This is a genomic window from Kitasatospora sp. NPDC001261, from assembly GCF_042896795.1.
In the GTDB taxonomy this organism is placed as follows: Bacteria; Actinomycetota; Actinomycetes; order Streptomycetales; family Streptomycetaceae; genus Kitasatospora.
The window spans coordinates 160,344-175,395 of the sequence record NZ_JBIAXP010000012.1 but is presented as its reverse complement, the minus strand read 5'-3'; the positions used below and the strand labels follow the sequence as shown (position 1 = coordinate 175,395).

Here is a 15,052-nt window from a genome sequence, read left to right as displayed (position 1 = left end):
GGGCCGACCCCCTGTGCTGTCCGCCCCCACGGTTAAGGTGACGGCATGGCACAGACCCTTCCGCGCCTGATCACCGAGGCGGCGGTGCTGTCCACTGCCGGATCCGGGCTCCGGCATTACACAATGGGCCCGGTGCTCGTCGGCGCAGGGACGGATGCCACAGTCGTCATCCTCGTACCCGGAGATGACCCGAAGAACGGTGTACAGGACTCCAGCAGGATCCTCCTGCACGGGGAGGGGGTTCCGGACCTCCACGCACGGTTCTGTGCCCGGAACGCCCCGCCCATTCAGCTGCTCGCACGCCTTGACCAGGGATTTCTCCCTCTTGGCAGCGCCTTCTGCCGGGGGACCTCCTTGGGACCTGACGGCTTCGACCACGCTGAGCTGGAGTTCACTCAACCGCTGAGCCGAGAGTTGCTGGAGGCGGTCAGGCCGGTCCAGGCTGTCGGTCCGGTACCGGGAGTGGACTGGGTCGACCATGTGGGAGCAGACCCGATCCGTGCCCTGGAGTTGTTTGCCCTTGGGTGGTTTCCCGCCGATCGGACGGGAGCTTCCGGGAACGGCGGCGCGGCGGGCGGACAGGAGGACCTGCCGGAGGCGTTGGACGCATTCCACCGCCTGGCACGCCTTCGCCCGGCCCTCCACGGGTTCCACGACCCGGTCCTGAAACAACCGGAGCCTGCCGGCGGACCGCTCGGTGACCGGCTGGTCTTCGCAAGGTGGGCGCAGGGCTACCGGGACTGGTCCATCCCGTGGCCGCTGCGGGAGCAGGACGGATCCGATCCCGTCGTGTGGGAGACCGAGGACCCCCAGAGCGCCGCCTACCGGGAGACGACCGTCGAGCAGGAACCGCTCAGCCGCTTCCTCCTGAAGTTCACCCTCTTCGAGGCCATGATCGCCGCCCCCTACCACGCCCGGACCTACCGCCTGCCGACCGCGAGCCTGGACCCGCTGCTGAGCACGCTTCGACCGGTGCCACTGAGCCCGTTCCTGCCGACCTACGACAACGCACGGTTCTTCGTCGCCCCGGACCTGATCGCGGCGGTCAGCATCGACGGGAAAGACGCGGGCATCGGCTTCGCCGCCCTCCATCGCGGGACTCTGACGGCACTTCTCGACTATGACTTCCGCTGGTTCCGCTTCGACGGATGAAACCGGCACCACGTTCCCGGGCAATCGGCCGGCCCGCCCGAAGACTCGGCGGGCCGATACCTGCTGCTACGCGCAGGTGTCGAGCTTCTCGACGAGCGCGGCCCTCTCGGATGTGGTGGTGCTGAGGCCGTAGAGATACTTGTCGACCCACGGGAGTAGGTACACCAGTACGACCGGAGCGGCGGCCGCCTGGCGACCGGTCCCTTGTCGGCCTTCGCGCGTCTCCCGGAGGTGGCCCGTGTCACCGACCTGGTCAACGTCGGCTGTCTCCGCGGTCACGGTGGCTGGAGCGCACTCCCACCATGATGTCTATAGATCGTTTATATGGGTCTTTTGTGTTCTCGGCGTTGCCTGCGAAAGTCGCTCGACGTGAAATTCCAGGATCACCTGAGGTCATTCCTCCCGGGTCGGTCCTCGCACGCCGTCGAAGAGCCGCCACCGGTCGCTGGAAGCCCCTCGCGCGCAGGCACCGGCCTGACAGCATGTCGGCGTGACTGAAGAAGTGCACAACCGCACCCACAACCACAACGAGGGATCGCCTCAGTACCTGCTCCAAGCACACAACGTCTACGGCGTCCATCTGGGCTCTGCCCCTGCCTCCCGGGACAGATGGTCGGCCTCCACCGACGCCGAGAGCGACGCCCTGGACCGATTGGCCCGCGAGGTTCTGGATCAGTGGCGCGACGAGGCCAGTGTCCGTGGTCTGCACCACCGAGTTCCGATGACGATCCCCTGGGAGCTGGAGCAGGCTCACTGGAGCACTCCGAACGCAGAGCGCCCCGAGCTGGCCGGGCTTGAGGATCTGGTTGCCTGGGTCCGGTCGCTCACGCCACGCCAGCTGGTGGTCACCGGTCCCCGCGAAGCGGGGAAGTCGTCCTTGGCCGTCCTGTTGGTGGTCGAGCTGTTGAAAGCCAGGCCCCCCGGCTCCCGGGAGAGTGTGCCGGTCATCCTGTCGATGCCGGACTGGGAGCCGGGCGGCAGCATCAAGGAGTGGGTCATCAGTCGCATCGTCAAGGAGTACGGGGGCCGCGTCAAAGGTCTGGACCGGCCGACCGTGGAGTCGCTGGTACAGGATCGACGGATTGTTTCCGTGCTCGACGGTCTCGACGAAATGCCACCGTTGGCTCGCGAGGACGCGGTGAAGGAGCTGGAGCATGCACTCGGCGCGACGGACCCCGTGATTCTGACCTCCCGGCCGGAGGCCTATCAGCCTTTCGCGGACGAGTTGCCGGTGCTGCGCAATGTGCCCGTTCTGCGTCTCTGCCCGGTGCCTCCCGAGGCCGGAAGGGCTTACCTCGCCCAGATGCGCCACCCGGATCGCCTCGGCCCCTGGCAGTCGCTCTTCGACACGATGAAGGACGATCCCGAAGGCCCGGTCGCCGCCACCCTCTCCTCGCCCCTGATGCTCTGGCTCGCGGCAACGGTGTACGCACCGAAGAACGCCGATCCTCGGGAACTGCTCGATGCGACACGGCTGCCCACCCGGACGGACATCGAGGGCCACCTCCTCGACAAGCTGATCCCGACCGTCTGTACACGGGGACCCCGACGGTCCGACCCCGACGGGCCGGTGCGCCGTTGGAAGTCCGGCAGAGCCCCCGGATACTTCCAGTTCCTGGCCGGCGAGCTTCACCGCCGACGCACCCAGGACATCGCGTGGTGGCAGCTGCGGAGCCGACTGACCGAGCCGGGCATCTGGGGAACCGTCGTCATCGTCGCCGTCGGCGTCTACGGCACGTCGGTGAGCTATGCGATCGCCGGGCTGGCCGCCCTCGCGGGAGTCGCTCCCCCGCGGCCCGGGCTCGGGGTCCAGGGAGTCGGCCAGGTGCTCGGGGCCGTCGCCGCGGTCGCCATCATCGCAACGGCATTCGGGAGGACGCTCACACGGCACCTGTTCAGCGGCTTCGACGATCGCCCACGACGGCCGGCGCCCGGAAACAGTGGCTGGCTGTTCCTGGCAGTGGCGGCCGCGGCCACGACAGCCGTCGGCATGGCCCTGCCTGGCAGCACGTCGGCGACCGTGTGCCTCTTCCTTCTTCCTCTGCTCTCCGGTGTGTTCCTGACCCGGTCGGCCGATTCCGACATGGCGGCCAAGCCGAGGCAGTTGCTGCGCGACGAGCGCAGGATCGCGCTTGTCGAATCCGCAGTGGTCGCACCGGCCGTCGCGGGAACCTCTCTGGCGTTCTTCCACTGGCTCAACGGCAATCCGCTCCTCATCGCGGGCGGTCTCGTCATCAGCTGGTCATGCTCGGCGGCGGTGCTGATCGCCCTCAGCCGATGGGGTCGTTGGACGGCCGCACGCCTCATCCTGGCGAAGCGCCGATGCCTGCCACGCGATGTCCTCGGATTCCTTGAGGACGGCCACCGACTGGGCGTGCTCCGGCGGTTCGGCGGGGTCTACCAGTTCCGGCACGCCGCGTTGCGGTCGCGGCTCATCGGTGAGGTTCCAGCCGGGCCGCCGGAAGGTGCCACAGGACCACGCGAAGTGGTGCTCAGGAGCAGCGTGCTGAGCATCGGGGCCCTGCGGACCTTGGCATTCGATCTGTGGGGGCTGACCGCCGTGTTCCTCCTGGTGGTCTCCCCGGTGTCCTCGGGATCGGGCTTCCAGGGCGACTTGCGCCAGACCTGGCTGCTGACGGTGCGCTGGTGGCCCCTGCTGCTGGGCGTGCTCGGCGTGCTTCTCCTCGGGTCACTGGCCTTGCGGGCGGTCGCGACGCGGCTGCGCGTCGACAGCGAGGGCATGCAGATCAACGAGGGCCGCAAGCTACGGCTGCGGTGGGAAGACGTGGCGAAGGTACAGGTGATCAGAGTCGGATCCCATAGGGACGGAGGAGCCAGCTCCCCTGGGTTGAACGTCTCGTACTGTCTCGCGATCACGCGGGTGGCCGAACAGGAGACCGGCCGTTCCCTCACCGGCTCGGACGACTGGATGCGGGTATGGGACCTGGGCCCCACCGAGGTGGTGCCACTCGATCTGGAGGTCGCGCTGACCCGGTTCGCCGGCGATCGCTGGCGCCGTGACATCTGAGGTCTGAGGTCTGGAGCCCGCGCCAGGAGTGCGCCGGCCCGCCATGATCGGACGCCCCGCGGAACCGACGGCGGCGGAACTCCCGCAGCTCGACCCTGACCGTCCGCACAGTGCACCGCGGCTGCTCGGGCCGCCTCGCCTCGCCGCCCTCCGGATGCCTCAGGATTTTCCGCGGAAAATTCCAAGGCATCCGGAGGGGCCCGGGCAGCACTGGGCTGTCGGGGTCCCGGTTCACGCGCTCGTGCGGGGGAGGCTGGACACGTCACTGCCGTGGTCGCACCGGGCACGAGGAATTTTCCGCGGAAAATCGTGCCCGCCTGCCGAGAGCCGCCCGGCAGGGCGATCCGTTCTGTACGGCTTGAGCAGCTGTTGCCACGTGGCTCTGTCGTACGGTCGGCGTCTGCGAGGGCTGGCGCTTGGACGGCCGATCGCTAAGGGCCGGGGCATTCGGCGGACGTGTACTCGTCCGCGATGGTGAACAGGCTGGCACAGCGTGGGCATTCGGCACGGCCGAAGAGATACCTGATCCCGGCGGCGAGTGCCTCCTGCCCGTCCCGGACGGCAGTGTCGTGCATCCATCGGCCGGTCCCCGAGAGTTCCTCACCAGCCGCCGGCCGCAGGTCGCGTCGCTCCACGTCGCCCAGGGTCCAGTCCCGGATCGCCGAGTAGCGCCCGTAGTCACCGATGGCGATCGTCACCTCCGCAGCGCAGTGGGGGCAGGCCAGGTGGTAGAAGTCGTCGGTGCAGTCCCCCAGGGCGGCGCTCCAGTGGTACTGCGCATTGACCGCCAGCAGGTCGCGGAACGCCGCGAGGTAGTCGTCCGGCCGCGACGTCAGATACAGGTCCAGCAGCACACGGAACTCGGCGACAGCCTCGGCACAGTCGGCGAACAGATCGTCGCAGCCGTGGTGCCCTGCCGCGCGCCGTACGATCGTGCCGGCCAGTGCGCGCGCCTGCGGATCGCTCGACGCGAGCCGCACGAGGCGGGGAAGGGCTGCGAAGCTCGCGGGGAAGACGAGGTCGCCTTCCAGGCACAGCCGGTATCCGAGTTCCGTCCACGCCTCGGCATCGCCTTCCCGTTCCACGCGTTCCAGAAGCTCGGGAACGCGATCGGCGTCCCCGTAGCCGTCGCACATCCGTGTCCAGTTCACCACCCGGGCATTCAATCGTCTGGAGGCCCCCGAGATGAATCCCCGGGTACCGGCCGGCTCTCCTGGTAGCCGATCGGCGGGCCGACCGATGACAGGAACGGACAGCTTCGACCGAGCAAGAGCCGCAGAATTTTCTGCGGAAAATCGGTGAGGCCACGAAACGGCCGACCCCTCGGCGCCGGGAGTGGAACCGCGTCCTGCCGATCCGGGCCGGGCACGCATCGCGGCCTGCGGGCACTGTCCGTGCCCGTCCTTAGAGTGGGCTGATGTGAGATCACCTGAAGAGCTGCACACGATCGACTGGCCATCTCTGGGGCACTTCTTCGGCGACGGCCGTGACGTCCCCGGCTGGATACGCGCCCTGTACTCCGACGACGGGCACCTGGCGGACAGGGCGCTGTCCGAGTTCTTCGGCCGGGCGTTGCACCAGGGGTCGGTGTCCTCGGCCGCCGTGGCGGCCGTTCCCTTCCTCGCGCACGCGGCGGTGCACGCCCGCCACGAACGGGCGGACGTGCTGGCGGCCCTGGCCGGATGCGGGGGCACCGAGGCGGAGCCGGTGCACGAGGACGAGGTGCGGGGGTGTGCCCGGGTCGCCGCGGAGGTGGCGGGGCTGCTGCACCTGTTGCGCGACGAGGACCCGCTGGTGCGCCGCAACACGGTGCGTGTTGCCCGCCGGGCCACCGGCGAGACCGTCCCCGTGGTGCTGCGTGAGCTGACCGCCTGCTCCGTGTCCGACCCGGCCGCCGCTGTCCGCGCCGAGGCGCTCACCGTCCTGACGCTGCTCGACCCGGACGGCGGCGCGGCCCGCCGCCGTCTCCGGTCGGCCCTGACGGATCCGGTGCCGGCTGTCCGCGCCGCCGCCGCTCTGGCTCTGCTGGAACGTTCGGAGGCGCCCTACCCGGTCGACGTGGTCGCCGTCCTGGCCGAGGCCGGAGCCGGCCCCGGATTCGACCTCGGCAGCCACGAGTTCGCGCCGGGCATCGGCAGCACCGACGAACGCATCTGGATCCTGACCGAGGACGCGGACGCCCTGGCGACCGTGGCCCGGGGCTGGATCGCCCAGGGGGACCACCAGGGCCGGGGCACGCGCCGCGCCCGACACCTGTCGGAGATGTGGCGCGACCGCGAGGACGAGACCATCAGCCTGCTCACCGAGGCCCTCCGCCACGGGCACGACCTCCGGTACCTCGGCAGTCTGCTCGACGTGATCTCCCAGTGCCTGTTCGGGGTTTCCCGCCCCGACCCGGCGCTCGCCGACAACCTCCTCCCCCACGTCCACACCGACACCCTCGCCGGCCGCCGCGCCCAGCTGATCCTCGGTCAGCTCGGCGATCCGCGCCTCCTCACCGATGTCCCCGAGCCGGTCCCGGAGGCGCTGGCCGCGCTGGCGGTCCGTACCCGCGACCCCGAACACCAGCGCCTCGCCCTACGGCACCGGGACGCCACCCACCTGGACAGCCTCTACACCGATCTCTCCGCCGAGGAGGCCCGCACCCACCTGCCCGACCTCACCCGCCTGCTGCGCGACCGCCCCACCCCGACCCTCGTCCGCCGGTTCGGCGACTGGGCAATCCGGGACGCCGGACTCCTCGACCGTCTCGAAGCCCTCACCCACGCAACCGATGACGAACTCGCCACCGCGGCAGCCGTCACCACCGCCCTCCTCACCGACGACCCCGCCACCGTCCTGCGCCTGCTGGCACACCGGCTCGCCCAGAACAGCCGGCAGCTGGAGGAGGCCGGACGCCTGGGCGATGCCGCCGCTCCCCTGCTGCCGCTGATCGAGTGCTACCTCGACGACGGCTACGACTGGACCCGGCTGCACGCCGCCGAGGCCCACTGGCGGATCACCGGCGATCCGTCCGTCGCGCTCCCCGCCCTGACCGCGCTGGTCGACCCGTCCCGCCCCGTGGGCGTGCGGGCCCTCCAGGCGCTCCACCGGATCGGACCGCCCTACCCGTCCGACCTGCGACCGCAGCTGCCGCACTGGGCGGCCAGTGAGCGCCGCCTGCTGCGCGAGTACGGCACCCGCTTCCCGGCCCAGCGGCACCGCGACGACCAACTGCGCGAGACGGCGCGCCGGATGCTCGACTGACACCGGCACCAGGGAAGACCGAGCCCGACCTTCCGAGGGAAAGCCGGAACACCGGGGACGCCCTCCGCATCCGCCCGGGTCCGCCGGGAGTGCCCTCGACCCGCACGGAGAATTTTCCGCGGAAAATCCGCGACCGCCGGTAGTCGCACCTAAGGACGTACGTCCTGCGGAGAGGCGGCACACTGCGGACGGCCAGTCGTACCGAGTCCTCACAGCTCACCGCCCCACGGAATTTTCCGCGGAAAATCGGAGGCCCTTCCCTGAGATCGCCGCCGCGCCGGTACGCGACTGTTGTCGTTCGCGGAAGCTGACGGCCCACCGTGGCGGGAAGGACAAGGGCGGGACGGCTCGGGGGAGGCGCAGTGATGCGGACGGCGCGGGTGGCGGGGCAGGCGGCAGCAGCGGTGGTGTTGGCCCTGGGAGCTGCGGCCTGTACGGGGCATGACGATGGAAGCGGCATCGGTTGGGGTTACGGCACGGTGCACTCGCCGGCCGTCGTCGTGCGGCCGACGCCGACGGGGCACGGGGTGACACTGTCGGAACCGGCCCCGGCGTCGGCGCAGTGGATCGTGGACGCCACGGCCGAACCGGGTGCCAGCCCGGAGAACTGTCCGGTGCCGTCCCTGGCGGACATGATCGTGCTCGACGACGAAGCCGGACACAGCCGCGCGGCCGCGGTGTGGCTGGGGGACGGCGGCGTCGAGTGCCTGGTCACGATCAGCGATCGCGACGGCATCAACCAGATCGTCCTCGCGACATCGCTCGACTCCCTGGCGGACAGACCGGTCCCGCTGTGGCTCGGAGGATGGGCGATCTTCACCGTCTTCCCCGGTGACGCGGGACGAGTCGTGGTCAAGGACGACGACGACCGCGTCTTCGGCCCGCCGCACCAGCGGCTGGTGGACTTCGGCGACGGCCGGAAGTTCACGGTCGTCGAGTACGCCTACCTCCGCACGGGCCTGCAACCGGACGATCCGGCCCTCTCCGCCCGGGCGCGGGTGTGCCCGGACGGCACCGGCCCGTGCCTCCCGGCGCGCTGGATCGCCCCGTCGGCCTCACCGCTGCCGCTCCGGTCCACTTCCGAGGACGCCCGCGACGGCACGTAGGGGCGGCGGGGCGGCGGGGGTCCTCATGCGGAATGTTCACGGTGGACCGTGCCGGTGAACGGGTTCCGAGAGCGCGGTCCACTCGAAGGTGGGGAACCATCGGGCTGCGGATTGACGCCGTTGACGACGGCACGGCCGTCCGGAGTGGCGGACGGCGGTGGGGGTGAGCTGCCGGCCGATCCGACGCCGGCGGTGACGGCCGGTCCCCGCCGGCGCGCCGCTCTGCCGGGTGGCCGGTCCGCTCCTTCGTCGATTCCGGCGAACAGGGCAACCACCGGGTCCCAGGGTGACAGGATGACCGTCCACATCACGTTCTGGGAGGGGAAAGTGACACTACGTTCGGACGAGTGGGCAGTACTCGAGTCCCTCGCTCGGAAGAAGCAGGGCTGGACGATCGGCGAGCAGCCGTTGGAGGCCCGGTACCGGCCGAGCAGTATCGTGCGGACCCTGTCGGAGAAGAGCTTGTCCAAGCTCGCCACCGACCGCCGTCTCGATGCCCTTGCCAGGGACGGCGTCCGGCCCCCCTGGGCCGCGCGCATCACCCGGCTGGGCCGCAGCGTCCTGGAGTATCGGGCCCATCAGGAGAGCCCGCCCGAGCCGGTGCCGCCCGCCCCGACCTCCGCACCGGGTTCGGAGATCAACGTGCGCGCCGTCGACATGGACTTGTTCCGGACCACCCTCGCGGCCGCCGAAGCCGGCTCTCTCACCGACATCGACGTCATCGCGCTGCAGAGCGTCGTGTCCAAGGCCCGGCCGGTGCCGGGAACCCACCGCCATGCCCTGGCCCCGGACAAGGCCGAGCTGGCGGTGGTTCTTCACGTGCTCTTCCTGGAGTCCCTGTACCGGGATGCCTCGGGTTACCACCAGCTGCTGCGGGAGCTACCCATGTCGTGGCGTAGAGGGAGGCGGCAGGTCGTGATTCGGACGCCGCTCGACCGTTCCGCCGCGATCACGGCCCTCTGATGGATTCAGGAAGCGCATGACCTCCCGGGGCACAGGTACCTCATCCGCCTTGGGCGCCCAGGCGGCTACCCGGCAGACGAAAGCGCGGTGGCCGTCAGGTCGCGACCGGTCGACCACAATCGCGCCGCCTCCGCCGGGACGGACGGGCGGGCCAGGAACGGGCGTCCTTGTGCGGACCGACGACGCTGTCTCCCTGAGGGAGTGGAATTTTCCGCGGAAAATCATCCGCCCCCAGCCTCAAAGCACCATCTGCAGCACGTTGCCGGGCTGGAAGTCCCGCTGTAGGAACCGCCCTTCGTAGCGCGGCGCGGGCCTGCGGATCACGTCGATCGCGGCGGCCCAGACCGCGGCGTCGGCGCCCTCGGGGGTCACGATCGTGTCGGCGGTCGTCAGCGCCACGTACTCCCGGGGCCGGACGGCCGGCCGCACCGCGTGGATCGCCACGAGCTGACGGGCCGGCAGGGGCAGTCGTGTCGCCAGCCCTCCGTCATCGAGGACCGCCCGGCCCGGCAGGTGGGTCATGAGGAGCGAGGGGTACTCGCAGTGCGCGGCGGTCGGATCGACGGCGACGAGTCCGGGAGCCAGCACTCCGGTTCCGGCGAGCGTGGTCAGGGCGTCGGCCTCCCTGTGCAGAAGGTCCTCGGCCAGGCCCTGCCGGGTCGGGTCGACGAAGGAGCGCAGTACCAGGTACCGGGTGCCCCCGTCCCACGTGCCGACGATCAGCCTCCGCATGTCGGCGGTGGCGCCGCCGTGCAGCTCCTCGGCTCCGACGATCCGCTCGCCGGACTCCAGGTGTCGGCGCACCCAGGCCAGTGCCAACGGCCGGACGGTCGCCGCCTCGTCATGATCGGTCACCGTGCCACCTCAACATCCGGACGGCGGCACGCGCGAACCCTTCTGGGCCCGTCCGCACGTCAGTGCCGGTGGTGGGTGGGAACGTCAGGCGAACAGGACTGTCCGCACCCGCAGCGAGGGGTGGGGAACCTCAGGGCTGTCCACACATTTCGTGAAGGTCACGGGGGTGAGGGCGAAGAGGTGATCGAGGGTCGTCCAGGCCGCCGGTTCGGAGCCCCGGGGCTGCTCAGACCTCCGCACTGTGTACCGTCCATCGGGTGAATCGTCATCTTGCCGATGCGCCTGATGGGCTCTCCCGCCGGGCTCGATCCTTCGTCTCCGCGCACGGCCTCCGAGTCGGCAGCACGGGGGTCGAGCAGTATCGGAGCCGCTGGCTGGAGTGCGGGATTCCGGCAGCGGAAGTCGACCGGGCCAGGGCCTTCGAGGAACGTTGGGGTGGCATGCTGCTTCCCCCGGCGCCGATGTATGACGGCGGACCGAGAATCCTCCGCCCGGACACGCCGGAGCGGACGCCGACGGACGGGTGGTGGTTCGAGGCCGGAGACCAGCGGACCGCGGTGCCCTTCTCCTTCATGATCGGTCCCCGTGGCGAGTTCGGAATCCACGCCGAGAGATGGGTGCCGCTGCATGCGAGCGTCGAAGGATGGGTCGAGTCGGTCGCGCTCGCACATCACGCCGCCATGTGGGCCATGCAGATCACCAAGGTCACCGGCGAGGACGTCGACGCCCTTCGACTCGGGCTCTACGAACCGGTTCCGGAGGTAGGAGCACTGGCCGATGGATGGTGGCGAGGCACGGACTCACTGATCGCGGTCTACACGGGCGAGGCCGAGTGCTTCGCCGAACCCGGGTACCGGACCGCCGTCATCTACTCCGGCCTCGACAAGTGGGGCCTACACGGCTGAGCTTGTGACTTATCCGGTGCGGCGTGGTTTGGTGCCGACCTTGTGGTGAGCCGGTCGGCGGTAGGACTCGCCGGTGGCCAGGAGCAGGCCCACGTCGTAGCGGTTTGCGGGGCGGCGGTTCTTCGAGCCGGGTGGGTGTCCGGGGCCGGGGCGAGCGGGTTTCGGCACTGCGGCCGGCGTTGAGGTTCTGGCGTGCAGGTGTCGGAACCCGCGGCGTACTCGGGCCGGGGTGAGCTTGTTAGGTTCGGCCGGCTTCTCCCACGGCCGTCGCAGGTCGGTGGTCAGAGAGCGGGCGAGGCGGAGCTGGGTGCAGGCGGTGGCGATCAGCCAGGTCCATCGGTCCGCCGCCTCGGCTTCCCGCAGGCTCGGAGCGGTCCAGCCGAGTGTCTGCTTGATCATCCTGAAGAAGTGCTCGATGTCGAAGCGCCGCAGGAAGGTCTGCCAAGCCAGATCGGTCTCCGCTGGGTCGGCCGCGGGCCGTGACCACCACAACCACAGCGGCTTGGGGTCGCCGCCACTGGGCAGGTGGTCGACCTTCAGGCGGATGACGGTGCCCTCGATGACCGGGAGCGGGCCGGGGTGGTCGCGCCAGGCGGCGCGCCCTTGCAGCTCGGGGTGGAGCCGGTCCCAACTCTGGGCGTGGTCGGTGCCGTAGCGGGTGGTCGCCGTCTTCGTCTCCGCGTCCGGGGCGCCCCAGGACCTGGCGTCCTTGAAGATGAACTCGCTGCCGTGCTTGGGCGGCCGCCCACCGGCCGGGTTGGCCCGGGCGAACTCCGCGCGGGTCGGTGCCGGGCGGAGCATCACCCGGTCCGAGCGCAGGCGTCCCAGGATCTCCACGGGCAGGTCGCGCAGCAGGTAGGCCAGCCGCATCACGTCGTAGCCGGCGTCGGCCGCGATCAGCGCCGACGGGTCACCTGGGCTCCACTGGTCGGCGGCGACCAGGTGCTCGACCAGGTCCCGCAGCTGTGCGGCGGTGACCGCGGCGAGATCGTCGCCCGGCCTCAGCCGCACCGCGTCCAGCGGGGCGACCCACAAGGTCCGGCCCGACTCCAGAGCGACGACCCACGAGTACGGCCAGCCCGGGATCATCTGGTGCCTGGCGTCGCCCCACCCGTAGGTGTGGCAGAACGAGCGGGCGTCGCTCGTGTCGGCGTCGGGCCGAAGCCACGGCAAGACGTCCACCGCCAGCACCAGGCGGCCACCGGCGGCACGGGGCAGCGGCAGACTGGCCAGCTCGGCCCGCAGCCGTTCAACGTCCAGGCGGCCCCGGTTCAGCGCGCCGTACAGGGCCCCGTGGCCGCGGCGGTGCTCGGGAGCCAATGCCAGGCCGACCAGGGTCTTCACCGGGCCGTCGGTGCACAGCACCGCGTCGGTGAGCTCGAACAGCGCGTCACGCCGCCCGGTCAGGCAGTCGTAGAAGACCCCCCGGAAGCGCGACAGCTCCGCGAACGACTCGTACTGCACGCCCTGTTCCACCACGGTCACCAGCACGGCCTTCGCGTCGAGCCTCTGAACCTCTTGGAGGTCCAGAATCAGGCGGGGCCGGGTCCGCTGTCCTGGAAATCCCCATGTGGGTGACCTGCGCTCGCCGTCGGACCGCTACCGCGGCAGGTAAGGATCCTCGACCGTCGGCCTTCTCCGATCACCCTCGGGGGTGAAGGTCAACGATCCACGGAACGAGCCGGCGCCGAAACGCACTGCGAGAAGCAACGGTTGCGCATGCTCGGGCGGCCACGGTTCGCTCCCCGGTTCGCTGCCGTTCCACAGATGGAAGACCACCATCGGCTGCTGCGGATCCCCCGAGAGGTAGCCAAGCGTCTTCCCGTACAAGGGATTGTTCCCTCCGAACAGCACAGAGGGAGGGCCGAACTCCGCCGTCACGTCAGCCCAGGTGCGGTCAGCCGCGGCCCACCCTCGCACCCGGTCTGTGACAGCCTCGTACTCCTCGGCTGTGAGAACCCGATCGGGCCCGAGCCAACCGCGTCGCTGCGCGAACTCCGCGTATACCGAGGCGACTTCGTAGCAGTCACCCTGCGCGGGGAAGATCTCCTGGAAGGCCCCGCTGGGGCCGGTGGAGGTCCAGAGCCCCTGCTCTTCCCAGCTCTGCTTCAGCTGATTCCACGCCTCGGGCTGGCGCTCGACGAACAGCAGGTGGTCAATCAGGATCCGGAACGCCACCTCACCCCCGTACATCCCGGGCCGGCGCAGGGCGAGGTTGAGCTGATCAATGAGGTGATCACGGATCTCCTCAGCAGCGGCAAGCGAAGTAGGAAGGGTCACGCACACAGTCTTCCGCAGGAAGATCAGCTCGATCACCCGTTCCGCCGACGAAGACGAGTGGATAAATCACAAGCTGAGCAGTTGCGATCGAGCCCTTGGGACTGTTGCCGGACTCCGTGGCTGGTTGACGGGCAGTCACTTTCGATCATTGTTCCGGGAGGTCTCCGCAGAACTGCAAGCGTTGGCTGCGCGTGGGACGTATGCGAGATCCGGAGCCTGGTCTGGCCCGAGGTCGAAGACCTGGTGGTCGTGGTGCGTAGATACGTCGCGACCCTGCGGGCCGGGACCGCCGTCGAAGAACCGCGTCCGATCCCGCGACCGCACCGGATCGCGGCCTGGATCATGCGTCTTCCCGATTCCCTGGCCACTGGCGAGCGCACCCGGCTCGACCGGGTCCTGGACGCCTGTCCAGGACCCGGTCGTGGCCGCCGAGCGGGCCGCGACTTCGCCGCCATCACCCGTGAACGACGCGACACCGCGCTGCCGATCTGTATGGCGGTGCCCCGGCCACTGCTGTCCAGGGCACCGGAGCTGATCGTCAGCAGCGGGTTCACGACCGGCCGCACGCGGTACTGCCGACCTGTCGTACACGGGCCCGGCCCCACGCCGAGTGGGGATCGGCCCGAACGAGGCCCTACACACGGCGCGCCGGCAGACCCTCTCGGGCTCGCCAGAAGTCTGCGTCGCGAGGGTCGGCCAGCCAGGCCGTCATGCGCTCGGCGCAGGCTTCGAAGGCCTGGGGCAGCGAGATCTCGTCACCGACGGCGAGCGTGAGGACGTCGGCGTCATGGGTGCCGTGGTCGGTCTCGCACCAGCAGCCCACGTTGACCGAGGCGCTCACCTCGTGCTGGCCCTGGTCCGTCCAGCCCACCTGAAGCTGGAACTCCGGCGAGTCGCTTCCACTCACCGGCTGGACAACGCACAGGAGGAGGATCACGCAGGCCCGGGACTGCGGGCCCGCGAAGACCGCATGGTCCGGTTTCCAGTCCCACGTCGCGGCGGCGGCCTCGGACCGAGCCTTGCCGACGCTGCGGGCCGCGCGCCGCAGTGATCCGACGCCGGCGGCGGACAGCCGGGGGAACAGCGTGCTCAGGGGGACTTCGTCGAAGGTGCCTCGGCTCATGGACATGAGCTGATCATCAGCTCGCTCCGGTAGGAGAACAAGGGCTCTCCGCCCTCAGCACCGCAGGAGGCATGCGCCCTGACACATCACGCGGCTGAGCACGTTCATCTGTACCGTCCGAGTGCTTCAACGAGTACGTCGGCGCCTGGTCAGCTGGTGGCGGTGAACAGGCCGTTGAGCTCCGGGTAGTCGATGGTCCGCCGGAGGGAGTCGTAGCCGCCGGCGCGGTGCAGGTCGAGTGCCGCCTGCCGCACCGCACCGCGGGCGGCCGCGATCCGGTCGAGTCTCATCCGCCGGGTCCCACTGCGGTTCATGGGAGAGGGGGGGGGGGGGGGCGGGGCCCCCCCCCCCCCCGCAACCCCAACCCCCGGGGGGGGGGGCGTGGGGAGCGGTT

General features: G+C 70.1%; 11 protein-coding genes and 1 pseudogene. 6 read left to right on the top strand and 6 right to left on the bottom strand.

The features are described 5' to 3' along the window. Nucleotides 1-45: 45 nt before the first annotated feature. Nucleotides 46-1,152, top strand: coding sequence for a hypothetical protein (locus tag ACFY4B_RS17995; RefSeq protein ID WP_387968685.1), 1,107 nt, complete (start codon nt 46-48; stop codon nt 1,150-1,152). A 490-nt stretch (nt 1,153-1,642) separates the two neighbouring features. Beyond that, nucleotides 1,643-4,180, top strand: coding sequence for a hypothetical protein (locus ACFY4B_RS17990; protein ID WP_387968683.1), 2,538 nt, complete (start codon nt 1,643-1,645; stop codon nt 4,178-4,180). Between the two features lie 431 nt (nt 4,181-4,611). Here the strand turns inward: ACFY4B_RS17990 and ACFY4B_RS17985 are convergent, their stop codons facing one another. Continuing rightward, the gene (locus tag ACFY4B_RS17985) at nt 4,612-5,334 is read right to left on the bottom strand and encodes a hypothetical protein (protein WP_387968681.1); all 723 of its coding nucleotides are present in this window, start codon (nt 5,332-5,334) and stop codon (nt 4,612-4,614) included. A 265-nt stretch (nt 5,335-5,599) separates the two neighbouring features. Between ACFY4B_RS17985 and ACFY4B_RS17980 the strand changes: the two genes are divergently transcribed. From ACFY4B_RS17980 to ACFY4B_RS17970, 3 genes are all read left to right on the top strand, one after another. Next, nucleotides 5,600-7,426 (top strand): hypothetical protein, encoded by a 1,827-nt coding sequence (locus ACFY4B_RS17980; protein WP_387968680.1) that lies wholly within the window; start codon nt 5,600-5,602, stop codon nt 7,424-7,426. Nucleotides 7,427-7,953: 527 nt separating this feature from the next. Further along, entirely contained in the window at nt 7,954-8,532 is a 579-nt protein-coding gene (locus ACFY4B_RS17975) for a hypothetical protein (protein WP_387968678.1), read from the top strand. Nucleotides 8,533-8,826: 294 nt separating this feature from the next. After that, on the top strand, nt 8,827-9,495 hold the full coding sequence (locus ACFY4B_RS17970; protein WP_387968676.1) for a hypothetical protein: 669 nt from the start codon (nt 8,827-8,829) through the stop codon (nt 9,493-9,495). A gap of 252 nt (nt 9,496-9,747) precedes the next feature. Here the strand turns inward: ACFY4B_RS17970 and ACFY4B_RS17965 are convergent. Further along, nucleotides 9,748-10,350, bottom strand: a pseudogene (locus ACFY4B_RS17965) (phosphotransferase family protein); the annotation flags it as partial. Nucleotides 10,351-10,790: 440 nt separating this feature from the next. Here ACFY4B_RS17965 and ACFY4B_RS17960 point away from each other — a divergent pair. Beyond that, a complete protein-coding gene (locus tag ACFY4B_RS17960) occupies nt 10,791-11,255 on the top strand; it encodes a hypothetical protein (protein ID WP_375875790.1) in 465 nt (154 codons plus the stop codon). A 9-nt stretch (nt 11,256-11,264) separates the two neighbouring features. On the opposite strand, the gene ACFY4B_RS17955 is transcribed toward ACFY4B_RS17960, so the two are convergent. From ACFY4B_RS17955 to ACFY4B_RS17940, 4 genes are all read right to left on the bottom strand, one after another. Further along, nucleotides 11,265-12,740 (bottom strand): NF041680 family putative transposase, encoded by a 1,476-nt coding sequence (locus ACFY4B_RS17955; protein WP_387968674.1) that lies wholly within the window; start codon nt 12,738-12,740, stop codon nt 11,265-11,267. A 114-nt stretch (nt 12,741-12,854) separates the two neighbouring features. Next, a complete protein-coding gene (locus ACFY4B_RS17950; protein WP_387968672.1) occupies nt 12,855-13,571 on the bottom strand; it encodes a hypothetical protein in 717 nt (238 codons plus the stop codon). Nucleotides 13,572-14,169: 598 nt separating this feature from the next. Next, nucleotides 14,170-14,664, bottom strand: a complete 495-nt coding sequence (locus tag ACFY4B_RS17945; RefSeq protein ID WP_387968671.1) for a hypothetical protein — start codon at nt 14,662-14,664, stop codon at nt 14,170-14,172. Nucleotides 14,665-14,807: 143 nt separating this feature from the next. Next, nucleotides 14,808-14,948 (bottom strand): hypothetical protein, encoded by a 141-nt coding sequence (locus ACFY4B_RS17940; RefSeq protein ID WP_387968670.1) that lies wholly within the window; start codon nt 14,946-14,948, stop codon nt 14,808-14,810. Nucleotides 14,949-15,052: the final 104 nt, after the last annotated feature.

What these genes read in the sequence shown, in the direction of transcription:
- ACFY4B_RS17995 (WP_387968685.1), top strand. Translation starts at nt 46, where the DNA reads ATGGCACAGACCCTTCCGCGCCTGATCACCGAGGCGGCGGTGCTGTCC.
- ACFY4B_RS17970 (WP_387968676.1), top strand. Translation starts at nt 8,827, where the DNA reads ATGACCGTCCACATCACGTTCTGGGAGGGGAAAGTGACACTACGTTCG.
- ACFY4B_RS17960 (WP_375875790.1), top strand. Translation starts at nt 10,791, where the DNA reads ATGCTGCTTCCCCCGGCGCCGATGTATGACGGCGGACCGAGAATCCTC.
- ACFY4B_RS17945 (WP_387968671.1), bottom strand. Translation starts at nt 14,664, where the DNA reads ATGTCCATGAGCCGAGGCACCTTCGACGAAGTCCCCCTGAGCACGCTG.
- ACFY4B_RS17940 (WP_387968670.1), bottom strand. Translation starts at nt 14,948, where the DNA reads ATGAGACTCGACCGGATCGCGGCCGCCCGCGGTGCGGTGCGGCAGGCG.